At 68.6% G+C, this 22,029-nt stretch carries 22 protein-coding genes and 2 tRNA genes; 12 read left to right on the forward strand and 12 right to left on the reverse strand.

Annotation, left to right across the window (positions count from 1 at the left end):
* The first annotated feature begins 134 nt into the window (after window positions 1-134).
* The gene (locus tag MK181_05130) at window positions 135-287 is read left to right on the forward strand and encodes a hypothetical protein (GenBank protein MCH2419180.1); all 153 of its coding nucleotides are present in this window, start codon (window positions 135-137) and stop codon (window positions 285-287) included.
* Window positions 288-296: 9 nt separating this feature from the next.
* Here MK181_05130 and MK181_05135 read toward each other — a convergent pair whose 3' ends face one another.
* Window positions 297-1,763 (reverse strand): hypothetical protein, encoded by a 1,467-nt coding sequence (locus MK181_05135; GenBank protein MCH2419181.1) that lies wholly within the window; start codon window positions 1,761-1,763, stop codon window positions 297-299.
* Between the two features lie 142 nt (window positions 1,764-1,905).
* Between MK181_05135 and MK181_05140 the strand changes: the two genes are divergently transcribed.
* The 3 genes from MK181_05140 to MK181_05150 all read left to right on the forward strand — a co-directional run bounded on the left by MK181_05140 (window position 1,906) and on the right by MK181_05150 (window position 5,690).
* Window positions 1,906-2,823, forward strand: coding sequence for a LysR family transcriptional regulator (locus MK181_05140; protein MCH2419182.1), 918 nt, complete (start codon window positions 1,906-1,908; stop codon window positions 2,821-2,823).
* Window positions 2,820-4,169 carry a methylmalonyl-CoA carboxyltransferase gene (locus tag MK181_05145; protein MCH2419183.1) on the forward strand — a complete coding sequence of 450 codons (1,350 nt, stop codon included), beginning with the start codon at window positions 2,820-2,822 and terminating at the stop codon, window positions 4,167-4,169. The genes MK181_05140 and MK181_05145 overlap by 4 nt, the downstream gene beginning before the upstream one ends.
* A gap of 252 nt (window positions 4,170-4,421) precedes the next feature.
* Entirely contained in the window at window positions 4,422-5,690 is a 1,269-nt protein-coding gene (locus tag MK181_05150; GenBank protein ID MCH2419184.1) for a citrate synthase, read from the forward strand.
* Between the two features lie 22 nt (window positions 5,691-5,712).
* On the opposite strand, the gene MK181_05155 is transcribed toward MK181_05150, so the two are convergent.
* Together MK181_05155 and MK181_05160 are read right to left on the reverse strand one after the other, a co-directional pair.
* A complete protein-coding gene (locus tag MK181_05155; GenBank protein ID MCH2419185.1) occupies window positions 5,713-6,696 on the reverse strand; it encodes an NAD(P)H-quinone oxidoreductase in 984 nt (327 codons plus the stop codon).
* Window positions 6,696-7,883, reverse strand: a complete 1,188-nt coding sequence (locus tag MK181_05160) for an acyl-CoA dehydrogenase family protein (GenBank protein MCH2419186.1) — start codon at window positions 7,881-7,883, stop codon at window positions 6,696-6,698. The genes MK181_05155 and MK181_05160 overlap by 1 nt, the downstream gene beginning before the upstream one ends.
* Window positions 7,884-7,947: 64 nt before the next feature.
* Here MK181_05160 and MK181_05165 point away from each other — a divergent pair, with 64 nt between their 5' ends.
* The 6 genes from MK181_05165 to MK181_05190 all read left to right on the forward strand — a co-directional run bounded on the left by MK181_05165 (window position 7,948) and on the right by MK181_05190 (window position 13,938).
* Window positions 7,948-9,141 carry a M20 family metallopeptidase gene (locus tag MK181_05165; protein MCH2419187.1) on the forward strand — a complete coding sequence of 398 codons (1,194 nt, stop codon included), beginning with the start codon at window positions 7,948-7,950 and terminating at the stop codon, window positions 9,139-9,141.
* 2 nt (window positions 9,142-9,143) lie between these two features.
* The gene (locus MK181_05170; GenBank protein MCH2419188.1) at window positions 9,144-9,953 is read left to right on the forward strand and encodes a thioesterase family protein; all 810 of its coding nucleotides are present in this window, start codon (window positions 9,144-9,146) and stop codon (window positions 9,951-9,953) included.
* Between the two features lie 108 nt (window positions 9,954-10,061).
* A complete protein-coding gene (locus tag MK181_05175; GenBank protein MCH2419189.1) occupies window positions 10,062-11,015 on the forward strand; it encodes a hypothetical protein in 954 nt (317 codons plus the stop codon).
* 21 nt (window positions 11,016-11,036) lie between these two features.
* Window positions 11,037-11,984, forward strand: coding sequence for a cyclase family protein (locus tag MK181_05180; GenBank protein MCH2419190.1), 948 nt, complete (start codon window positions 11,037-11,039; stop codon window positions 11,982-11,984).
* Window positions 11,985-12,070: 86 nt separating this feature from the next.
* Entirely contained in the window at window positions 12,071-12,979 is a 909-nt protein-coding gene (locus tag MK181_05185) for a ribokinase (GenBank protein MCH2419191.1), read from the forward strand.
* A gap of 17 nt (window positions 12,980-12,996) precedes the next feature.
* Window positions 12,997-13,938 carry a nucleoside hydrolase gene (locus tag MK181_05190; GenBank protein ID MCH2419192.1) on the forward strand — a complete coding sequence of 314 codons (942 nt, stop codon included), beginning with the start codon at window positions 12,997-12,999 and terminating at the stop codon, window positions 13,936-13,938.
* 17 nt (window positions 13,939-13,955) lie between these two features.
* Here MK181_05190 and MK181_05195 read toward each other — a convergent pair whose 3' ends face one another.
* Window positions 13,956-14,438 carry a hypothetical protein gene (locus MK181_05195; protein MCH2419193.1) on the reverse strand — a complete coding sequence of 161 codons (483 nt, stop codon included), beginning with the start codon at window positions 14,436-14,438 and terminating at the stop codon, window positions 13,956-13,958.
* A 66-nt stretch (window positions 14,439-14,504) separates the two neighbouring features.
* On the opposite strand from MK181_05195, the gene MK181_05200 reads away from it, so the two are divergent.
* The gene (locus MK181_05200) at window positions 14,505-16,310 is read left to right on the forward strand and encodes an FAD-binding protein (protein MCH2419194.1); all 1,806 of its coding nucleotides are present in this window, start codon (window positions 14,505-14,507) and stop codon (window positions 16,308-16,310) included.
* Between the two features lie 24 nt (window positions 16,311-16,334).
* On the opposite strand, the gene MK181_05205 is transcribed toward MK181_05200, so the two are convergent.
* The 5 genes from MK181_05205 to MK181_05225 form a co-directional block, all read right to left on the reverse strand.
* Window positions 16,335-16,697 carry a DUF2237 domain-containing protein gene (locus MK181_05205; GenBank protein ID MCH2419195.1) on the reverse strand — a complete coding sequence of 121 codons (363 nt, stop codon included), beginning with the start codon at window positions 16,695-16,697 and terminating at the stop codon, window positions 16,335-16,337.
* Window positions 16,697-17,110: an arsenate reductase ArsC gene (locus tag MK181_05210; GenBank protein ID MCH2419196.1), complete on the reverse strand. Its 414-nt coding sequence runs from the start codon at window positions 17,108-17,110 to the stop codon at window positions 16,697-16,699. The genes MK181_05205 and MK181_05210 overlap by 1 nt, the downstream gene beginning before the upstream one ends.
* Before the next feature lie 60 nt (window positions 17,111-17,170).
* Window positions 17,171-19,003, reverse strand: coding sequence for a translational GTPase TypA (gene typA, locus MK181_05215; protein MCH2419197.1), 1,833 nt, complete (start codon window positions 19,001-19,003; stop codon window positions 17,171-17,173).
* Between the two features lie 197 nt (window positions 19,004-19,200).
* A complete protein-coding gene (locus tag MK181_05220; protein MCH2419198.1) occupies window positions 19,201-19,848 on the reverse strand; it encodes a hypothetical protein in 648 nt (215 codons plus the stop codon).
* A 395-nt stretch (window positions 19,849-20,243) separates the two neighbouring features.
* On the reverse strand, window positions 20,244-20,387 hold the full coding sequence (locus tag MK181_05225; protein MCH2419199.1) for a hypothetical protein: 144 nt from the start codon (window positions 20,385-20,387) through the stop codon (window positions 20,244-20,246).
* A 36-nt stretch (window positions 20,388-20,423) separates the two neighbouring features.
* On the opposite strand from MK181_05225, the gene MK181_05230 reads away from it, so the two are divergent.
* The gene (locus MK181_05230) at window positions 20,424-21,020 is read left to right on the forward strand and encodes an alpha/beta hydrolase (protein ID MCH2419200.1); all 597 of its coding nucleotides are present in this window, start codon (window positions 20,424-20,426) and stop codon (window positions 21,018-21,020) included.
* 137 nt (window positions 21,021-21,157) lie between these two features.
* Here MK181_05230 and MK181_05235 read toward each other — a convergent pair.
* The 3 genes from MK181_05235 to MK181_05245 all read right to left on the reverse strand — a co-directional run bounded on the left by MK181_05235 (window position 21,158) and on the right by MK181_05245 (window position 22,012).
* A tRNA-Val gene (locus MK181_05235) sits at window positions 21,158-21,234 on the reverse strand.
* Window positions 21,235-21,300: 66 nt separating this feature from the next.
* Window positions 21,301-21,942, reverse strand: a complete 642-nt coding sequence (locus MK181_05240) for a hypothetical protein (GenBank protein ID MCH2419201.1) — start codon at window positions 21,940-21,942, stop codon at window positions 21,301-21,303.
* A tRNA-Cys gene (locus MK181_05245) sits at window positions 21,938-22,012 on the reverse strand. Before MK181_05245 ends, MK181_05240 begins: the two co-directional genes overlap by 5 nt.
* Between the last annotated feature and the right edge of the window lie 17 nt (window positions 22,013-22,029).

The following is a 22,029-nucleotide window of genomic DNA, read 5'->3' on the forward strand; positions in this document are numbered from 1 at the left end:
TTGGCGCCAGGTCGGCCTTCCGGGGCTGGAACCCCTCCACGTGCGGGACTCGGGTCCTCCGGAGGCCGTCGACGAGGCCGTAACGGCCCCGGTCGGGCGATGACCAACGACGCGCTCCCCTCAGGGCCTTCCTGATGACCGGAGATCGGGGGCCCTCCGGCCGGTCAATGCCCGGATGGTGGAAGGCCCTTCTGGTGGCCGGAGCTGTGTTGCTGGCCGGCGGTTTGGTGGTGGGTGCGTGGCCAGACGACCCCGGCCCGCCTCCAATTAGTGGCGTCGCTGACTGATCGGGCCGGTCAGCCGAAGCGGCGCTGACAGGCGTTTCCCGCCCACATCAGGAGGACCCGACCGGCATCGGTGGTGTTGCCCACTGCTCCTAGGATCCCGTCGCCCAGGATCGGCTCGGTGTCGAACCATCCGGCCGGATCGCGGTCCAAGGGCTGTTCGAGGGAGAGGCTGGTCCCGTGAGCTGCCCTCAGGTCGGCCACCGTGGAGCCCACCCCGATCCGCTCCAAGGTCCACAACGACGAGACGGAGGCGTCGTCCCCAGACACGAACCACTGGGCCATCCGGGATGGCCACTCGACGGCGTCCCGGGCTAGGACGACCTCCAGGTCGCCCCACACCAGTCGTCGAACCTCGGCCGGGGTACATAGTCCATCGCTGGCCCATCCGGTATCCCCCACCGGTTCGCCGAGCACGGTGACCAGGTCGGCTAGCACTAGGTCGCCGTCGTCGCCTAGGGCTAGTAGTCGTTCGTCGTCCGTGGTGGCATCCGCGGTGAGGCCCACCCCGGACAGCGTCACCGTGCCCAGCTGGGGCGGCAAGGTGGTCGTCGTAGGTGTCACGTCCCCACCCTCGCCGGGTTGCTCCTCCGTCGCCGGTACTTCCGTGGGAACCGGGCCTGGGGGAAGGGTTTCGCCGGTCACCGGGTCTACGGCCAATAGGGGTTCCTCGTTGGCCGGCGGGAGGGCGGTGGTGGTCGGGGCGGTCGTGGGCACGGCAATCGTGGTGGACGGCACGGTGGTGGGCGCCAAGGCTGTCGCAGGGGCCACCGTCGTGACGACTGGCACCGTGGTGGCCGGAGCCGTTGTGGCCGGGAAGGGTTCCGGGGGCGGAGCGATAGCCCGGTCGTCGTCGGGAAGCACCAGTAGCACGATCAAGACCCCCAGCACCACCACGACCAGCGCCCCCAGCAGCGGGAGGGGCAGCATCCGCCGTCGCCGGACGGCACCGGCCTCCTCCTCAAACACGGTCCGCGGTCCGACAGCTACCACCGACGGGGCTGGGGGCAGGCGCTCAGGTCGGCCGGCGTCCACGCCGAGGTCTTCTCGGGTGACGATGGGCTTGGGACCGGTCGGGGCGTCGCCCCGGCGGTGCCAAAAGATCCCTCCGAGGGCGGGCGCCAACATCGGATCCACCCCCGTAGGACCGTGGGCGGCCAGGGCAGCCACGGCCCGGAGTTCCTCCAGGACCACGGGCACTGGGACACGCGCCCGTCGGGCCGCCTCGCCCAGTAGGGCATCGTCAACGCCACCACCGGGTCGGACGACCACCAACTCGTCGGGGACGGCGTCGACGACCCGAAGACACCGGGCCTGGGCTGTGGCCAGGACTCGGACCAGACCCGGCCCGTCAGTGGGCGCCGGCGCCGGGAGGTGCATGCTCTGGTCGTCGAGGGCCAGGACATCGATCCGGCCTCCGATGGCAACGGCGGCGTGCACGGTGGAGCCGCCGAGGTGGATAGCGAGGACGGTCGGCATGGAAGGGGTCGGTCGCGTGGTCCGGTCGGGGGCGTGCGTCGCCGACGACCCTACGGCCTCCGATCCCTGACCGGGGGCCACCTCCCTGGTCGCCCTCCATCCTCGACGCGTATGGCACTCCACCGTGGCATCCTTCTGAGCGATGGACCTGCGCCAGCTCAACCACCTCATAGCGGTCGCTGAACACCAAAGCTTCTCGGCCGCCGCCCGTGCCCTCCACACTGTGCAGTCCAACGTGTCGACCCACGTTGCGAAGCTGGAGAAGGAGCTCGGCGCGGCGCTAATCGACCGGCACACCATGCAACCCACCGCCGAAGGGCGGGCCGTCCTCGAGCGGGCCCGAAGAATCCGAACCGAGCTCCAGGCCATCAACGACGACATTGTGTCCATGCGCCACGAGGTGGCCGGCGAAGTCCGCATCGGTTGCATCGGCACCACCGGCCGGTGGATGGCCAGTCCGCTGCTCGGCCGCCTGGCCGAACGCCATCCGGCCTTGCGTCCCGTGCTGGTCGAGGCCACGACGACTTCGCTGACCCCGCGGGTATTGGACGGCGACCTGGACATGGCCATCGTGAACACGCCGGTGGTCGAGGCCGGCCTGGAGTCCGAGCCGCTGTTTGACGAGGAGCGGATCATTGTCGCCCCCGCTGACCATTCGCTAGCCGATCGGGGAACCATCGACGTGGCCGACCTGGCCGAGCACCCAGTGATGCTCACCCCGCGAGGTACCACCTTCCGAGATGCCATCGACCAGGAACTGGCCGCCGCCGGGGTTCGTCTGACAGCAGCCGCCGAGGTGGACGGCCTGCGCCTCCTGGCCTCACTGGCCTACCAGGGCTACGCACCGGCCCTGCTCCCAGCCAGTGCCGTCTCTGGGTACCCAGACGGCAACTGGTCCCTAGTGCATGTCGAGGGACTGGCCCGTCGCTCGGTGGGCCTGGTCCGCAACCGGCGCACCACCCCCTCGATGCCCATCCGGGCCGCCCGGGAAGTCGTCCTGGACGTGATCCGCGAGATCGCACCCCGACAGCCCGGAATCCATGTCACGCTGGACGGGTGACTGCCGTGCCTGACCTGGGCTTACGCACCCGCACTGGGGGCTCGGTGACCTTCGCCGTTCGCCAACTGGGCGACCGGCGGGTGATGGTCGTCGAGGTGGAGGGCGAGGACCGAGGAGCCCTGCGCCCGGCCGATGGTGAGAACCTGGCCATCGCCGCCCGCACGGCACGCGACCAGCGCCTCCCGCTGGTTTGCTTCATGGCCTCCAGCGGCGCCGCCATCGACGAGGGTGTGGGAGCCGTTCACGGGTGGGGTACGGCGGCCCGGGAGTTCGTGGCCTGCTCGGGGGTCGTGCCTACCATCTTCTGCGTAACCGGGCCCACGGTCTCCGGTCCAGCGCTGCTGCTGGGCCTAGCCGACCTGGTGGTAATGGTGGATGACACCTACGCCTTCGTGAGCGGACCCAACATGGTCCGCCAGTTCACTGGCGAGGACCTCTCCAATGAGGGTTTGGGCGGAACGACGATGCACGAGCGGACGTCCGGCGTAGCCCACTTTACGGTGGCCGACCGGGCCGAGGCCGACGACCTGGTCACCGAACTGCTCTCGTTCCTCCCGGACCACAACGATCAGATCCCCGCTGGCTGGGCGTGTGCCGACCCGGTGGAGCGCCTCACGCCCGAGGCAGGCGACCTCATCCCTGATACGCCGACCGGAAGTTACGACGTCCGCGACGTCCTGGCCTGCCTGGTCGACGACGGCCACTTGTTGGAACCCCGGGCCCAGTGGGCCCCCAACCTGGTCACGGCCTTCGCCTCCATCGGCGGCCGTCCGGTCGGCCTGGTGGCCAACCAGCCCCAGTCGGTAGCCGGAACGTTGGACATCGCGGCCTCCCAGAAGGGCGGGCGATTCGTGGCCTTCTGCGATGCGTTCAACCTGCCGCTGGTGACCTTCGTGGACACCTCCGGCTTCTATCCGGGCAAGGACCTGGAGTGGCGGGGCATGATCCGCTACGGGGCCCAGATGGCGTTCGCCTATGCCCGGGCCACCGTGCCCCGGGTATGCGTCACGCTCCGGAAGTCCTACGGGGGCGCATACATCGTCATGGACTCCCGGTACATGGGCAACGACCTAATGCTGGCCTGGCCATCGGCCGAGATCGCTGTGATGGGCGCCAAGGGGGCGGTGGAGATCCTGCACCGCGACGCCGACGAGGACGAGCGGGCCGGGCTGGTGGCCGCCTACGAGGAGCGGCTCCTAAACCCCTACATCGCCGCCGAACGAGGTTCCGTGGACCGGGTCATTGAGCCGGCAGATACCCGCTCCGAGTTGGCCGCAGCGCTGGACGTCCTGGCCGGGAAGCGGGAACGCCTACCTCGTCGGCGCCACGACAACAGCCCCCTCTGACCGGTCGCCCGCCCCGGGCCGGGTCCGCCCGGACGGGGTCAGTACGCCCTCGAAACAGGTCGCCAAGCGGTTGAAATCCGAAATTGTCACGTTTCTTTGAGCCTGCCTCGGGCGACGCGGCCCCATTCGGCCGATACCGTCGGAAACCACATAAGGGATTCGGATGTCGACGAGGACCCCCGAACCGACCGCAACCGCAACCGGGGTAACCGTGCGGAGCGCGGGCCGGCACGTCACAGGAGGGACCGCAACGTGGCCGACAGCATAACGATCACCGACAACCGGACCGGCCGGACAGTCGAGGTCCCGCTCGTCGACGGCACCGTGTCGGCCAAGACCTGGAGTTCGCTGTTGCCCGGGGTCTGGTTCGACGACCCGTCCTTCAGCGCCACTTCAGGCGCCGATAGCGCCATCACCTTCCTGGACGGAGGGGCGGGCCTCCTTCGCTATCGGGGCTACCCGATCGAGCAGTTGGCTGAGCGGGCCACGTTCCTCGAGGTGGCCCATCTGCTGGTTCGCGACGAGCTCCCGACGGCATCCCAACTGAAGGACTGGCAGGGCGAGATCGCCGAGGCGGCGCCCATCCACGAGAACTTCCACAAGCGGATCTTCGAGGGCTTCCGCGACGACGCTCACGCCATGGGGGTCCTGGTCTCCACCATTGCCGCCATGTCCACCTTCTGGCCGGACAGCAAGGACATCGAGAACCCCGACCAGCGACGGGCTGAGATCGTCCGTCTCATCGCAAAAATGCCGACCGTGGCAGCCGGTGCCTATCGCCGCAACGTGGGCCTGCCCTACGTCTTCCCCGACCCGGAACTCGACTACACGTCGAACTTCCTGGCCATGATGTTCAAGATGGGTGACTCACCGTACGAGGTGGACCCCGTCCTGCGAGACGCCCTGGACATGCTCTTCGTCCTGCATGCCGACCACGAGCAGAACTGCTCCACAACGACAGCCCGCGTGGTGGGCAGTTCCCACGCCGACCCGTACGTCACGGTGGCGTCGGCGGCCGCCGCCCTCTACGGCCCCCGCCACGGCGGTGCCAACGAGGCGGTGTTGCGGATGCTCGAGGGGATCGGCGACTACTCGAACGTCGACAACTTCATCACCGAAGTGAAGGCCGGCGAGCAGAAGCTCATGGGATTCGGCCACCGGGTCTACAAGAACTACGACCCTCGGGCCAGGATCCTGAAGGACACTGCCCACCGAGTGTTCGAGGTGACAGGCACCAACCCACTGCTAGACGTCGCTCTGAAACTCGAGGAGGTGGCGTTGGCTGACGAGTACTTCGTGGAGCGGAGCCTCTACCCGAACGTCGACTTCTACTCGGGCCTCATCTACCAGTCCATGGGGTTCCCGGCCGAGATGTTCACCGTGCTGTTCGCCATTGGTCGTACGCCAGGATGGCTGGCCCACTGGGACGAGATGCTCTCCCGCAACTCGCGCATCGCTCGTCCCCGTCAGCGCTACATCGGCCCCGCCGATCGGGACGTGCCAGACATAGACGGCCGCTAACCAGTCGAGAAGACGACCAGGCTCAGGAAGCGACCACGTCCAGGGCGATCTTTCCCACGCTGGCGTTGGTCTCCATGTAGGCGTGGGCCTCGGCGATGTCGGCCAGGGGGTACCGTCGATCCACCACCACTTCCAGCCGACCGTCCTCGAAGCCGGGAACGACCCGGTCTTCGAAGGCCCGGCTGACGGACACCTTCTCGTCCAGGGACCGCGCCCGCAGGGTGGTCCCGACCAGGGTGGCCCGCCGGAACAGCATCTTGCCCAGGCCGAAGGTGGCCGATCCGCCGCCCATGACCCCCACCTGGACGATGGTCCCGCCGACGGCCAGGGCATCAAGGTTGCGGTCTAGGTAGTCAGCGCCGACGACGTCAAGAACGACGTCAACCCCGCGTCCCTCGGTGTGGTCGGCCACCGCAGCCACCCAGTCCTCAGACGCGTAGTCGACGGCCCGGGTCGCGCCCAGAGACAGGCACCGATCGACTTTGCCCGCCGAGGCGGTAACGAGGACCTCGGCGCCAGCCATCCGACAGAGCTGGATGGCCGCCGTCCCCACCCCTGAGGCGCCGGCGTGCACCAGGGCCGTGTCCCCGGCTGACAGCCCGCCCTGCAGGACTAGGGCATCCCAGGCGGTGAGGAAAACCTCCGGTAGGGCACCGGCCACGGTCAGGTCCATGCCTCGGGGCACCCGAACGGCCTGGTCCTGGTGGACCACCAGCCGTTCGGCATGGCCACCGCCGGCCGTGATCCCCATCACCGAGTCTCCGGAACCCCACCGGGTGACCCCGTCTCCTGTGGCAACCACCCGGCCGGCGAACTCCAGGCCCGGCACCTCGGGGTCCATGGGTGGACCCGGGTAAAGACCCATGCGCTGCAGCAGGTCGGCCCGATTCAGCGCGCTGGCCACCACGTCGACCAGCACCTCGGCCGAGCCAGGGACGGGCTCCGGTACGTCGGCCACACGGAGCACCTCGGGCCCGCCGTGGGCGGTGATGACAGCGGCCCGCATCAGTGGCTCTTCTTCAGGTCGGAGAACGGAACGCCCTTGTCGACCCGCGGTTCACCGGGAAGGCCCAGTATGCGCTCCCCGACGATGTTGCGCTGTACCTCGTCGGTCCCGCCTCGGATGGACATAGAAGGGGCGGTCAGGAACTCCAGGTGGCCCGCCGTCTCCGACAGCATCCCGGCGGCGCCTGCCAAAGCCTTGCCCAAGTAGGCCCGCTCCTTGAAGGCGGCAACGCTGCGTAACTTGGCTGCCGAGCCCGCCGGGCCGGGAGCGCTCCCGGCGGCCGACGCTGCGACTCGGGCCACCGCCATCTGGTTCACCCGGTACAAGATGAAGGCCCGCATGGCGGCCTGCCGGGCCACCGGGTCGTCCAACCATCCGCCAGCCCGCCATTCCTCCAACCACGACGGTAGACCGACCTCCTCGGAATCCCCGCCGCCGAAGGCCCGGCCCCCGATTGTGGCCCGCTCGTGGGCCAGGGTCTCCACAGTGATCCCCCACCCTGCCCCGAGGTCGCCGATCCGGTCGGTGTCGGGGACGCGAACGTCGGTCACGAACACCTCGGTGAAGTGCCGATCGCCGTTGATCTGCTCCAGGGTCCGCACCTCCACACCGGGGTCCCCCATGTCCACGGCAAACATGGTCAGGCCCCGGTGCTTGGCCACTGAGACGTCGGTCCGGGCCAGGCACATCCCCCAATGGGCGTAGGCACCGCGGGAGGTCCACACCTTGGAGCCATTCAGTACCCACTCGTCGCCGTCACGTTCGGCCCGCATGCCAGCGTTAGCCAGATCGGAGCCGGCGTCAGGCTCAGAGAACATCTGGCACCAGATCTCCGAACCGTCGGCGATGGCCCGCAACCAGCGGTCCTGCTGGCCGACCGAACCCTGGTCCAACAGGACCGGCCCCACGAGGCTCAGCCCAACCCCGTACGGGTAGAGATCGGCTGCCTCGTAGTCGGTCAGAGCGGTGTCGATTCGGGCTGCCTCGTCGCCGTCGGCGTCTCGCCCGCCGAATCGAGAGGGCCAGGTGGGCACCATCCACCCGCCCCTGACGAGGCGTTCCAGGTACCGGCGACCGGCCGCCAGGTCGTCACTGCCTGCCCCTAGGACTGTCGACGGGGCATCTGGGTGGCGACGTTCCAGTAGGTCAGACAGTGCGGCGTGGATCGTCTGGAGATCGGTGGACACTGCCGCAGTCTGCCCGGTGGCCCCAGCACCTGTGTACCCGGCTCCGTTCGGCCATGATGGCTCCATGACCGATCTGGACAACCCCCGGGGAATCGCAACGGAGATCATCGACGACGTAGTGGCCCTTCGTCGCGACATCCACCGCCACCCCGAGTTGGGCCTAGATAACCCGGACACCCGGGACCGGGTGCTGGCCGCTCTGGATGACCTCCCCCTGGACGTCCGGTTGGGTGTGGCCTGCACGTCGGTGGTGGCCGACCTGGCCGGGACTACTGATGGGCCGACTGTGCTCCTGCGAGCTGACACAGATGCCCTGCCCATGACCGAGAACACCGATCTGGACTTCCGGTCAACGGTGGACGGCCGCGCCCACGCCTGCGGCCACGACGCCCACACAGCAATGCTGGTCGGGGCTGCGAAGGTACTAGCCGCCCGACGAGGAGAGATTGCCGGTCGGGTCCGCTTCATGTTCCAGCCTGGCGAGGAGGGGTTTGCCGGTGCCCGCCTGATGATCGACGAGGGAGCGCTGGATGGCGTTGACCGGGCCTTCGCCCTGCACATCAGCCCTAACCAGCGAGTGGGCACCGCGTCGTCCCGACCTGGGCCCCTCATGGCCGGCGATACCTCGATAACCGTCACCGTCCGGGGGCGTGGTGGACATGCCTCGGCCCCCCACTACGCCACCGACCCGATCCCGGCTACAGCAGCGATCATCACCGCCCTCCAGACCGCAGTCACCCGGGAGGTCGACGTCTTCGACCCGGCAGTCCTCACCATCGCCCATGTAGTGGCGGGTACCACGACCAACGTCATTCCGGAGACGGCCTTCTTCGAGGGAACCATCCGCTGCGTCTCCGAGCACACGCGGGCGCGGATTCGTGAGGCAGTGACCCGGACGGTCCAAGGGGTGGCTGAGGCCCACGGCTGCACAGCCGAGCTCGAGCTCGTGGACGGCTACCCGGTCACGTACAACGACGAGACCGAGGCCGCCCGGTTCGCCGAGGTGTGTCGAACCACACTCGGCGAGAAGGGCCACCGCGTCCTTCCGGCGCCGGCCATGGGCGGTGAGGACTTCTCCTACGTGACCCAGCAGGTGCCCGGGATGATGGCATTTCTCGGTGTGTGTCCGGCAACCGAACCTGATCCACGGTCTGCACCTCCTCTCCATTCCAACCGCATGGTCCTCGACGAGGATGGGCTGGCCCACGGCGTCGCCCTCCATGTCGCCATGGCCATTCACCGGTTCGCGGACGAGTAGCCGTGGCCTGGCAGGTCGACGGCTTCGCCACCCTTATGGCGCTCGAAGCCCACGGCCCCGACGTCTACGTGGGGGTCAGCCCGGAGTATCCGTGGGGCCGGGTATACGGCGGCCAGGTGGTGGCACAGGGCCTCCGGGCCGCCCAGGCCACCGTGGACGACGACCACCACGTCCACTCCCTTCACGCCTACTTCATCAGAGGGGGCGCCAGCGACGAGCCCATCCGCTACGAGGTGGACCGGATCCGCAACGGGCGGTCCTTCGTGACGAGACGGGTGGTGGCCCGTCAGTCCGAAGGAGCCATCCTCAACCTCTCGTGCTCGTTCCAGATCCGAGAGGACCAAGCCGAGGTCCAGGAGTCCTCCCTGCCCGATGACGTGGGCGATCCGGGCTCGGGCTCCGTGGAGGACTGGGATCTCCTCGGCCGGCGGGTAGCCCACCGTTCGGCGGGTCGCTCGGCCATCTGGCTCCGGGTCCTGGACGACATAGGCGACGATCCGGCAATGCAGGCCTGCGCCCTGGCCTACACATCGGACGACATCCCAACCAACGCAGTGGGCAGCACCCACCCGCGGATCGCCGAGGTGGCGGACGGGGAGATCCCCTACGGCGACATCTTCGTGGGCGCCAGCTTGGACCACGCCATCTGGTTCCACCGTCCACTGCCCGCCAACGAGTGGCTGCTGCACGACCACCGCTCACACGGCCTGGCCAGCGCACGCGGGCTGGCTGTGGGTGAGGTGTTCGCCCCCAGCGGGATCCACGTGGCCACCGTGGCCCAGGAGATCCTGATCCGGGAGCGAACTCGCTGAACCGACGGCCTGGCAACCGGGACTGACCGGGATTCCGGCCACGGACGCTGCTCTTCGCCCCCGCCGGGACCCCGGCACCCACCACACCCCGTGACAGACTCGGCAGCGATGGCTGAGTCAGGAAACGCCACCCCCGTCCTCGTCCACCTGGTGGGCAACCACTTCCCCACTCCGGACATCAGGGAACGGTTTCCTAAGGTGGAGTTTGTCCCTGTCCCAACCGACGGGCCAGTGGGCGACGGCGTCTGGGGGGAGGCGTGCCTCACTCAGGCGGCCCACACCGAGAACTTCGCCGAGGTGATCCAGCATGGAGTGCGGTGGATCCACGCCCTCGGCCACGGCGTGGATCACTTTCCGTTCGAGCTGCTGGGCGACCGGACCCTGACGTGTGCCCGGGGAGTCAACGCCGTCCCCATCGCCGAGTGGGTGGTGGCCATGCTGCTCACCGCGGTCAAGCAGCTCCCGGACCGGTGGGTGACCGAACCACCGCGCCACTGGGTACTGGCCGACCTCGGGTCCCTTTCCGACGCCACCGTGGCCCTGGTGGGCCTGGGCTCGATCAACCAAGCCGTCGCCGAACGCCTGAGCCCCTTCGGGTGTCGGATGGTGGCCGCCACCCGGTCTGGTGCGCCCAGCCCAGTACCCGGAGTGGAGGTCACGACCGACATCCGTGCTGCGCTGGGCAACGCCGACCACGTGGTGGTCGCAGCTCCCCTGACCCCGGAGACCGACCTCATGTTCGACGACGGGTTGCTGGGAGCGCTCCGGCCCGGCGCCCACTTCGTGAACGTGTCCCGGGGACGGCTAGTGGACCAGGAGGCCCTCCGCAGGGCCCTGGACGACGGACCGCTGGGCCTGGCATCCCTCGACGTCTGTGAACCGGAACCCCTGCCGGCTGGCCACTGGCTGTACGAACATCCGCAGGTACGGCTCAGCGCCCACGTCTCGTGGGCCGGCCCCGGGGCCATCGACCGCCTCCACGCCGCCTTCACCGACAACCTCCAGCGGTGGCTGGACGACGAGCCGCTAGCCAACGTGGTCGATCCGGCCGCCGGATACTGACCCCGTCCCGGGAGGACCTCCATGCCGCTCTCCGACCAGTTCCAGGAACTCTCCGCCCAGGTCCGCAATTGGGGGCGTTGGGGCGACGACGACCAACTGGGAACCCTGAACCTGATCTCCCCCGAGGTGGTCCGGAGAGCCGCCGGCTGCATCCGACACGGCCGGACTATCTCGCTGGCCGTCCCCCTGGAGCACGACGGCATCCAGGTCGGGTTCATCCCGGGACGCGACAACCCTGTCCGGACCATGCACGCCGTCAACGAGGGCATGGACCCCGACGGCGACCCCGCCACGTTCCACACCAGCGACGACCACGTGTCGTTCGGCCTCCAGGCCGGCACCCACTGGGACGGCCTGGGACACGTCTCGTATTCCGGCCTGCTTTACAACGGCTACGACGCGTCCACCATCACCGCCGAGGACGGCGCCACCCGGTGCGGCATCCAGAACCTGCAGAGCGTCTGTTCCCGCGGCGTGTTGTTGGATGTGGCTCGGGCCAAGGGCATGGACCTCCTGGACTGCCCGTACGCCATCACGGCCAACGACCTGGACGAGGCGGCGGAGATGGGCAGTGTGGAGGTCCGGGCGGGCGACATCGTGCTGGTCCGCACCGGTCGGATGTCGCTGTACCACTCGGGGGGAGGCATGGCTTACTGCCTGGGCCCCAAACAAGACGGATCAAACGCCGGCCTGTCCCTGTCCACCGTGCCTTGGCTCCACGAACACGACGTAGCTGCGGTAGCCAACGACACCCTCGTCCTGGAGGTCTACCCGTCAGAGGTCGACAACCTGGCCGTGCACATGCTGCACGTGGTCGACATGGGCCTTACCCAGGGGCAGAACTGGGACCTGGAGGCGCTGTCCGACGACTGCGCAGCCGACGGCGTCTACGAGTTCTTCCTGGCCGCCACGCCCGAGCCGTTCCGAGGTGCGGTCGGCAGCCCCGTGGCCCCAGTGGCCATCAAGTAGCCAGCGGCTCGCTCCTCGCGCTGGTGGCCGTCGTGGAGCTGTTGACCAGAACTGCTTCCGGGAGGCGCGGGTGTCATGCTGGCCCCGTGGAGCGCGTCCCGACCATCGCCGTCCTGGGGTCGGCCAACCTCGACATCGTCGTACCGGTCCCCCACCACCCGGTGACCGGCGAGACGGTTCTGGGCGGTGACCACGCCCTGATACCTGGCGGCAAGGGAGCCAACCAGGCTGTGGCAGCAGCTCGCCTCGGTGGCTCGGTGTCTTTCGTGGGACGGGTGGGAGACGACGATGCTGGTGAGACGTTGCGCTCCTCGCTGGAGGCCGACGGCGTGGACACAACGCACCTGCGGACCGACTCGGAGGCACCCAGCGGGATCGCCCTGATCGGCGTCGACGCCGACGGCGACAACGCCATCGTGGTCAGCCCGGGAACCAACGCCCGGGTGGGCCCTGAGGACGTGCAGGCTGCCAAGGCAACTATCGCCGGAGCCGCAGTCGTCCTCCTGCAACTGGAGGTACCGACCGGAGCGGTGGTCGCCGCGGCCCAGGCGGCCACCGGCACAGTGGTCTTGAACCCTGCACCCGCCACGCCCCTACCCGACGGACTGCTGGACCGAGTCGACGTGCTGGTACCCAACGCTCTGGAGCTGGCCCAGCTGGCCGATACCCAACCAGACGCCGCTGTCGACGCCCTGATAGCCATGGCCCGCAGCCTCCCCACGGCCACCGTCATAGTGACCCGAGGAGCCCGGGGGGCGCTCCTGGTTACGCCCGACGACCACCGGGAGGTCGCCGCGCCATCTGTCCGGGTCGCGGACACGACCGGGGCCGGCGACTCGTTCTGCGGTGCGCTGGCCGAGGCCCTGGCCCGGGACACCACCCTCCTCGAAGCCGTGGAGCGAGCCGTCGTAGCTGGAGCAGTCACGGCCACCCGGCACGGCGCCCAGCCGGCAATGCCCACGGTGGCCGACCTGGTCGCTGTTCCGAGCACCTGAGAGGGCACACTCCCCCCGTGACCACCACGGCGTCCGGCCGGCCCCGGATCATCCTGGACTGCGATCCCGGCGTGGACGACGCCATGGCGGTGATCGCCGCCGCCCGGTGGGCCGACCTGGTGGCCATCACCACGGTGGCCGGCAACGTGCCCCTGGAGCACACGACGGCCAACGCCTGTCGCCTTCGGGAACTCCTCGGCCTCGACGTGGAGGTCCACGCCGGAGCTGACCAGCCGCTGGTGGGCCTTCAGGGGTTCGCCCGACACGTTCACGGCGAGACCGGCCTGGGCGACGTCGTACTCCCCGAGCCGAAGCGGGGACCCGACTCGGAGCGGGCGGTGGAGTTCCTGGTCGAGGCCACGCGTGCCGAGGAGGGATTGCACCTGGTTCCCGTGGGGCCCCTCACCAACGTGGCCTTGGCGCTCCGGGCCGACCCCGGGCTAGCGAACCGGGTGGCGTCGCTGACCCTGATGGGCGGAAGCGCCCAGGGAGTGGGCAACGTCACTGCGGCTGCCGAATTCAACGTCTGGGCCGACCCGGAAGCCGCCGACGAAGTCTTCCGATCCGGGGCGCCGCTGACCATGCTGGGCCTGAACCTCACCCACCAGGTCCGGATGGGACAGGTCCACGCCGACGAGTGCCGGGCCCTAGACACCCCGGTGGCCGAAGCTATGGCCGGGCTGCTGGAGTTCTACGCCGTCTTCCACCTGGCCGCCGAGGAGGTGGCCGACGGTCCGGTCCATGACCCGTGCGCCGTGCTGGCTGTTACCCACCCCGACCTGTTCCAGATGGAGGACCGGCCGGTCCACGTCGAGCTTTCCGGTACCCACACCAGGGGCATGACCCTGGTCGACGAACGGGGGCCCCAAGCCGACACCCCCACTAACTGCCGGGTGGCCTACAACGTCGCCTCCGGTGCGGTCGTCGACCTCATCATGCAGGCGGTACGGGACGCCTGACCGGGTCGTCTGAAGGGTCAGCCCTTCGGAGTGTGCACCCCTACACGCCACCGCCCCTCGACGGGCAACGGACACAACAGCGAGGTGGCCTCCAGAATTAGGACAGCCACCGCCTCACCATCGAAACCAACGGACGGGGCTCCGGTCCTTTCCCACACCAGGCCCCGTTTTGGATGGTCCTGGCGGAGTTCCCAGCCCGCCGGGGTATTCACCCCGGCCTCCTTTAGGTGGTCGCCAGCGCCCCGCCCGGCACCGTGGTCGATACCCACCGACGCCGGCTGACGGCCAGTGGCAGCCACCAGTGTGCCGACCGGCACCTGGGATCCCCGGGCCGAGAACCAGTTGAAAAGACCTGACACGTCGCTGCGCAGGCTGTCGTCGACGTCCGGCTCGACGTTCAGCCAGGAGCCGGGACGGTCGGCTACCTCGACCAGGGCATTGACCAGGTCACCATGGTCGTCAGCGGCGACCAGGAAGTTCTCGCTGTCGAAACTCGCCACGGTGCCAACGCTAGCCACGCCGGGCCGGCAGACCGACAGGACGGAACTCGCCGGTACGTTGGCGCCATGGCCGACCCGCGACCCACCTCTGCCTTGCGGATCGCCGCTCTGGTGAAGCAGATCCCGAAGTTCGAGGAGATGCGCCTCGGACCGGACGGCCGCCTGGTTCGCGACGGCATGGAGCTACACCTAAACGACTACTGCCGTCGGGCTGTCCGGGCCGGATGCGACCTGGCTGCCGAAACCGGAGGGTCCTGCACGGCACTGACCCTGGGCCCCCCTTCGGCCGACACCGTGCTGCGGGAGGCCATCCTCTGTGGCTGCGAGGCGGGACTCCACGTCTCCGACCCGGCGTTCGCCGGCAGCGACACCCTGGCTACCTCCCGGGCCCTGGCCGCCGCCCTGGAGGCGCACGGTCCATGGGACCTAGTGCTCTGCGGGCGCAACTCGGTAGACGCCGACACCGGTCAGGTCCCGGCCCAGGTGGCCGAGATCCTCAAGCTCCCCCTACTGACCGGGGCCCGCGAGCTCCGCCTGGACGGCGGCACGGTGCACGCCCTGCTGGAACACGACGACGAGTGGGTCCGAGCCGAGGTCGACCTCCCGGTCGTGGTCTCCTGCGCCGAGCGGCTCTGTGAGCCGTGCAAGGTCAAGGAACCGGAAGCCTGGGCCACCGTGAACGAGAACCTCGTCACAGTGATTGGGGCCGCCGCCCTGGGCGACGGTCCGTGGGGAGCTGACGGCAGCCCAACCACGGTGGGGCCGGTCCGGGTGCTGGAGGTGGACCGGGCCGGCGAACGGCTGAACGGCTCTGGGCCGGAACAGGTGGACCGGGTACTCCAGGTACTGGACAATCGGGGAGCCTTCGACAGGACGGCTGTCGGGGCAACCAGCGAGGTGGCCCGCCCGGAGGGTCCCGGCGACGGCGGTGAGGTGGTGGTTCTGGGCGAACCAGACCGCCTGTCCCAGACCGGAGAGCTACTGGGAACGGCGGCCCGCCTGGCCGCCGAGATCGGCGGACGGGCCGCGCTGGCCGTCGACACGGTGGTCGACTGGGAGAAGCTCAGCAGCCAGGGGGCCGACAAGGTCCTGAGGCACCGTGGCGTGACCGGGGCCGAGGATGTGGCCCACTTGCTGGCTGACCGGTTCGCCGACCAGCCTCCGTGGGCCGTGCTGGCCCCCAGTACGGCGTGGGGGCGAGAGGCGGCGGCCCGCCTCGCTGCCCGCCTGGGTGCCGGCCTGACGGGCGACGCTGTCGGCCTGGAGGTCCGCGACGGCCAGCTAGTGGCCCTCAAGCCAGCATTTGGCGGTCGGCTGGTCGCCGAGGTGACCTGCACCTCCCGCATCCAGATGGCCACTGTCCGACCCGGATCCCTCCCTGGGTACCGTCCCCGTCCCACGGCACCATTCGCCGCTGACCACCTGGCGTCCACCGGGACTTCTCGGATCCGGGTCCTCGAACAGCGGCGGGACGACGACCGGGACCTGCTGGCTCATGCCGAGGTGGTTGTGGGTGTCGGTCAGGGCGTCGATCCAGCCGACCTAGCCGAGGTCGAAGCCCATGCCGCGACCCTTGGTGCCGAGCTGTGCGCCACCCGCAAGGTCACCGATGCCGGGTGGATGCCCCGGGCCCGCCAGGTCGGGATCACCGGCCACTCCATCGCCCCCCGTCTGTACATAGCCGTCGGTATCTCGGGACGGTTTAACCACACGATCGGCGTCCGGGGCGCCGGAACCATCGTGGGAATCAACCCCGACCCCGAATGCGAGTTGTGGGCCTGGTGTGACGTCGGCCTGGTAGCTGACTGGCGGGACGGCCTGGCCGCCCTGGTCCCCGTGCTGGCCGAGCGGTTCTCCTCTCGGTCGTCCTGACGGTTTGGCTCGGCGGGTGGCCATTCAGTCCGGACGGTCCACCCCGGCGGCCCGAAGGGCGTCAGCGTCCACCCATTCCAGACTCAGGATGTGGGTGGCGGCTAGCAGGACCGGCGGGGCCATGCCCGCCTCGTGGGCTTCCTGCCACCGCGACGCGCACATGCACCACCGGTCGCCGGGCTGCAGGCCATCGAACCCGGGGCGTGGGGTGGACAGGTCATTGCCAGCCCGGGCTGAGAAGTCCAGGAACTCGGCGGTGACCAGGGCGCACACGGTGTGCACCCCGAGGTCGTCGGCGCCCGTGTTGCAACACCCATCCCGGTAGAAGCCGGTAAGGGGGTCAAACCCGCACTCTTGGAGCTCGGTGCCCAGCACGTTGACGGCCATCAGTTGTCCTCCTCGTCGAGTAGATCCTCGAGCAGTTCCTCGACCAGGGTCTGGATCTCGTCGCGCACACCGCGCACCATCTCCATCCCCTGGCCAGCCGGGTCCTCCAGTTGCCAGTCCAGGCGTTGGGTCCCCGGGTAGACCGGGCACTCGTCGCCGCAGCCCATGGACACCACGACGTCCACGTCGCGCACCATGGCCTCGGTCCACAGTTGGGGCCGGTTGGACGAGATGTCGACGCCCACTTCGGCCATGGCTTCCACGGCCGTCGGGTTCACCGTCTCGCTGGGGGACGAACCGGCCGACAGCACCCGGATCCGGTCACCGGCCAGGTGTCGCAGCCAGCCAGCACCAATCTGGGACCGGCCGGCATTGTGGACGCACAGGAACAGGACCCCAGGCGGACGGCGCATGGCGCTGAAGGTATCCGGCCCCGGGGAGGGGTCCTGCTACACGCAGGTACCCGTCGGTCCTCAGACCCGGGCGTGCTTGAGTTTCTTGACCGTCCGGGCCCGTGCCCCGGCGTCCAACTCCACCTTGCGGAGCCGTACGGCAGCCGGCGTGACCTCCACGCACTCGTCGTCGGCTATGTACTCGAGGGCCTGTTCGAGGGAGAGCCTCCGGGGAGGGGTCAGACGGACCGTGTCGTCCGAGGCGGCGGCCCGGACGTTGGTGAGTTTCTTCTCCCGACAGATGTTGACGTCCATGTCCTCGGCCCGGGGGTTCTCGCCGATAATCATCCCGCCGTAAACCTCCTCGGTCGGCCCAACGAACAGGGTGGTTCGATCTTGGAGGCCGGTAATGGCGTACGGCGTGGCGACACCCAGACGGTCGGCGACCACGCTTCCGCTCTGGCGGGTCCGGAGCTCTCCCATCCACGGCTCCCAGCCTTCAAATACGTGGTGGAGCAAGCCAGTGCCCCTGGTCTCGGTTAGGAACTCGGTCCGGAAGCCGATGAGAGCCCGGGCGGCCACCACGTAGTCGAGGCGCACCCACCCGGTGCCGTGGTTGGTCATATCCTCCATCCGGGCCTTGCGCTCACCGAGGAGTTGGGTGACTGCCCCCACGTGCTCCTCGGGAACGTCGACGGATAGGCGCTCGGTCGGCTCGTGCAGGGTGCCGTCGAGTTCACGGAGGAGAACCTCGGGCTTGCCCACCGTCAACTCGAAGCCCTCACGGCGCATGGTCTCAATGAGCACGGCCAACTGCAGCTCGCCTCGCCCCTGAACCTCCCATGTGTCGGGACGTTCGGTGGGCAGGACCCGCAGTGACACGTTGCCGATCAACTCGGTGTCCAGGCGGGCCTTTACCTGGCGGGCGGTCAGTTTGTCGCCGGTCGCTCCAGCCACCGGTGAGGTGTTCACGCCGATGGCCATGGAAAGGGTGGGTTCGTCGACGGTGATGATGGGTAGCGGGCGGGGATCCTCGGGGTCGGCCAGCGTCTCGCCGATGGTGACATCATCGATTCCCGACACGTAGACGATCTCGCCCGGTCCCGCCTCCTCGACGTCGACCTGACCGAGTGCCTCGGTGACCGTGATGGTGGCGACGCGGGCTGGCTGGACCGAACCGTCGGTCCGACACCAGGCCACCGGAGCGCCTCGCCGCAGGGTTCCGCTGTCGATCCGGCAGACGGCGATACGACCGACGTAGGGAGAGGCGTCCAGGTTGGTGACGTGGACCCGCAGCGGGGCGTCCTCGTCGTAGACAGGAGGAGGTACGTGGTCGAGGACCACATCGAAGAAGGGCGCCAGGTCGGTTCCGTCGCAGTCGGGGTCCAGGGTGGCCGTTCCGGCCCGGGCATCGGTGTAGACGATCGGGAACTCGATCTGGTCCTCGGTGGCGCCCAGGTCGAGGAATAGTTCGTAGGTCTCGTCCACCACCTCGGCCAGGCGGGCGTCGGGACGGTCGACCTTGTTGACGACGAGCACGATGGCCAGGCCGGCCTCCAAAGCCTTGCGGAGGACGAAACGGGTCTGCGGTCGGGGTCCCTCGGCAGAGTCGACTAGCAGGATGACCCCGTCAACCATGTTCAGGGCTCGTTCGACCTCTCCGCCGAAGTCGGCGTGTCCAGGGGTGTCCACGATGTTGACCTTTACGTCGCCCCGGTGAACCGCCGTGTTCTTGGCCAAGATGGTGATCCCCTTTTCCCGCTCTAGGTCCATGGAGTCCATAACCCGGTCGACCACCTCCTCGTTCGCTCGGAACGCTCCGGACTGGCGTAGGAGGCCGTCGACGAGGGTCGTCTTGCCGTGGTCGACGTGGGCGATGACGGCGACGTTGCGGAGGTCGGAGCGGGTGGCCACGGGAAAACGCTACGGCGGGCCGGGACTCCCGGGGTGGAAGTGTGACCGATGAGCACTGGCCTTCCCGGCGTTACCGGAACGCTCACGAGCGTCGACCGGGTGCAACGAGTAGGACTAGGTGCACGAATCCCGCCCTGATCAGCCTCGCCCGGGAAGCCCGTCAACAGCCGGACATCGGGATTCCTCGACCCGGATGGTCAGCGTCGACGTCCGGTTTCCAGGCGCCGGCGGGGCGGCTCACCGCCCTTCCGGGAGATGGCCGTGCCTAGGTCGTCGACGGCGTCGTCCAGCAGTGGCCAGGTCTTGTAGGCCGGGCCGGTAGAGCCCAGCATGGCCAGGCGTTCCACGGCATCGGCCACCAGCAGCGGGTGTGGGGCCCGTCCGTCCTGCTTGTCGACCTCAGACCGGGTGGTGGCCGCCCAGAGCACCAAGTCGGTGGCCACCGGAATCTGTACGGCGACCAGTGGGGCCACGCCGCGGGATTTGCGCCCCGCGAACACCTGGACCATCCGGGGGCGGGTCCGTCGCCAGGTCTCGAGGTGCCCGGACAGGGTCCGCGGTGGCACCCCTAGCCGCTCGGCCAGGTCCTTCAGGCCACCGTCAGGGAGGATGAATCCCACCTGTTCCGGTCGGGCCGTGGCCTCGTCGACCAGATGGGCCCATAGGGCCCGCTGCTGACGGCTCTTCAGGGGGTTGGAACGTCGGAGGCCTGGAGCCCGGGAGCACCCGGCGGCGATGCCTCGCATGATCGACCGGGGAACGAGGGCGTCGGGGCTCTTGCCGGTCGCCTCCCGGATGGCCTCGAAGTGGGCCGCGTGGGCCTGGAACGGCGCTGGCGTGCTCATGGGGAAAACGGTACCGCCGATGACGCCGTCGTCCGGTCGGGATGGACCGCACACACAGAACAAGTCCCGTGACCGTTTCGGCGAATCGACACAGGCCTAGGTCCCGTTCTGGGCCTCGCCGAAGAGGTTCAGACCATCCGGCCTCCATGTTTGGTCCACTTAAGGGCACTCTTGTCATGTAAGGGTCAACGCTCGTGTCGTATCGCCTAGTAGCGAGAGGCCATCACCCCCGCCACTGCAGGCTCGTAAGGGTGGCCATTTGCCTGGGGATTCTTTCGATGTGTGCCATCGGGGCCGCGTGCAGCGGCGACGCCCCTGCCTCATTTGTCTCAACGACGACGGTGCCAGCAACAACGACGGTGCCGGCAGCGGGGCTAACCACTTCCCTCGCTTCTTTAGGAGATGAGAAGGAGCCTGATCTCGACGTCGCCGGGAAGAAACAGCTTCGCCGCATCTCCTATGGAGAGAATCCTCTCCAAGCCGGCGATCTCAGGGTTCCTCCGGGGGACGGGCCCTTCCAGGTCGTAGTTCTCATCCACGGTGGATTCTGGCGGTCGGGTTTTGACAACTCATTGATGACACTTCTGGCTGAAGATGCGACTGCACGGGGAGTTGCGACTTGGAACGTCGATTACCGGTCGGTGGGTGATCCAGGAGGGGGCTATCCGGGAACGTTGGATGACATCGCCAGGGCCATCGACCATCTCGCACAAGTAGATGAGCCGCTCGCGCTCGACGATGTGATCGTGATCGGGCACTCGGCCGGCGGCCACCTTGCGCTCTGGGCGGGGAGCCGAGGCCGGCTCGCTCCTGGTGATCCAGGAGCGAGTCCTCTCATCGAACCACACACCGTGGTTGCCCAGGCTGCCGTCGTCGACCTGCGGTTGGCCGCCGAGGTGAACCTCGGATGGGGTGCAGTGGAGGCATTACTTGGCGGAGAACCCGATGAGGTTCCCGAGCGCTACCGGGTCGCCCAACCGGTCTTCGAAGGCCATCGGATCATCGCCGTTCATGGGCGGTATGACCAGATTGTGCCCATAAGCCAGAGTGCGCTGATTCCCGGAGCGATTGGGATCTTCTCTGACACCGGCACCCACTTCGACGTGTTGGATCCAAGGCACAACCTCTGGCTCCGGACGGTGGCTGAACTCGGTCTCGACAGCCCGAATTGACCTCAACGTTCTGTGAACCGATTCAACGCTCAACGGTGGTTCCCGGGTGCGGTGTCGCCTGTCCTCGCTGTTGGCTGTCAACTGACCCTGTAAACGAGTAAGGCGCACCCGCCTGGAGGCGAATGCGCTGGTCAGCGTGGTGGGCCGTGAGGGACTCGAACCCCCGACCCCCTGCGCGTCATGCAGGTGCTCTAGCCAACTGAGCTAACGGCCCCGGAGAAGATCAGCGTAGCGGTGGCCCCTGATGCGCACACCCGGCGCACGGGCGGTGGGGTTCCGCTTAACGGTCGCCGAGCGACCAGCGACCACGGTCCAGCAGGGCACCGCCGAGGAGCAGCACGCCGCCAATGGCCACCACCGGCAGGCCCGACCCGATCGACCGGTCCAAACTGGACGCGGCGTCAACGGCCCGGATGTCGGAGATCTCTATGCCGGTGACGGCTAGCAGCACTCCCCCAGCGACCAGGAGGACCAGTTTGTGGACCAGGCCCCGCTGGCCGACCCACAGGGCGCCGGCCACCACGGCGGCCACCAACCCGGTAACCAGCACCACTACGGCATCTAACGCCACATCCCAACCGATGAGGCGCTCCACGGTGCCGTCCGGATGGTCGACCACGATCCACGGGAGGAAGGTCCCCATGATGGCCAGCACCACCCCGATTGTCGACGCCATGGCGGCCAGGCCGTTACCGGCCGGTCGTTCCCGGCGGCGCGGCTCCTCCTCGGCTCCCGGTGGCGTAACCGGTGGTTCGTCACCCGGGTGGACAGCCTTGATGCCGAACGGCGGGGTGTGGGGCAGCGTCGCCTCCCCCGCTTCATCCGCCGGTTCGATTTCCGGTCCCTCGCTGGTCATGGGGTTCCCCCGTTGCTCATCGGCCGCCCCGACCCGCTGTTGCGGATCGCCCGATTTGTCGAGCACCGGGCGGGATTTGAACCCGCGGCTTTACGGCTTTGCAGGCCGTTCCCTTGGTCCGCTCGGGCACCGGTGCATCGCTCCCACTCGGGG

This window comes from Acidimicrobiales bacterium, assembly GCA_022452035.1.
GTDB lineage: Bacteria > Actinomycetota > Acidimicrobiia > Acidimicrobiales > MedAcidi-G1 > UBA9410.

Coding starts and splice junctions, on each gene's coding strand:
- MK181_05155 (MCH2419185.1), bottom strand. CDS start 6,696: ATGCGGGCCGCTGTCATCACCGCCCACGGCGGGCCCGAGGTGCTCCGT.
- MK181_05130 (MCH2419180.1), top strand. CDS start 135: ATGACCGGAGATCGGGGGCCCTCCGGCCGGTCAATGCCCGGATGGTGG.
- MK181_05165 (MCH2419187.1), top strand. CDS start 7,948: ATGACCGATCTGGACAACCCCCGGGGAATCGCAACGGAGATCATCGAC.
- MK181_05140 (MCH2419182.1), top strand. CDS start 1,906: ATGGACCTGCGCCAGCTCAACCACCTCATAGCGGTCGCTGAACACCAA.
- MK181_05175 (MCH2419189.1), top strand. CDS start 10,062: ATGGCTGAGTCAGGAAACGCCACCCCCGTCCTCGTCCACCTGGTGGGC.
- MK181_05135 (MCH2419181.1), bottom strand. CDS start 1,763: ATGCCGACCGTCCTCGCTATCCACCTCGGCGGCTCCACCGTGCACGCC.
- MK181_05200 (MCH2419194.1), top strand. CDS start 14,505: ATGGCCGACCCGCGACCCACCTCTGCCTTGCGGATCGCCGCTCTGGTG.
- MK181_05220 (MCH2419198.1), bottom strand. CDS start 19,848: ATGAGCACGCCAGCGCCGTTCCAGGCCCACGCGGCCCACTTCGAGGCC.
- MK181_05210 (MCH2419196.1), bottom strand. CDS start 17,110: ATGCGCCGTCCGCCTGGGGTCCTGTTCCTGTGCGTCCACAATGCCGGC.
- MK181_05230 (MCH2419200.1), top strand. CDS start 20,424: ATGACACTTCTGGCTGAAGATGCGACTGCACGGGGAGTTGCGACTTGG.
- MK181_05180 (MCH2419190.1), top strand. CDS start 11,037: ATGCCGCTCTCCGACCAGTTCCAGGAACTCTCCGCCCAGGTCCGCAAT.
- MK181_05205 (MCH2419195.1), bottom strand. CDS start 16,697: ATGGCCGTCAACGTGCTGGGCACCGAGCTCCAAGAGTGCGGGTTTGAC.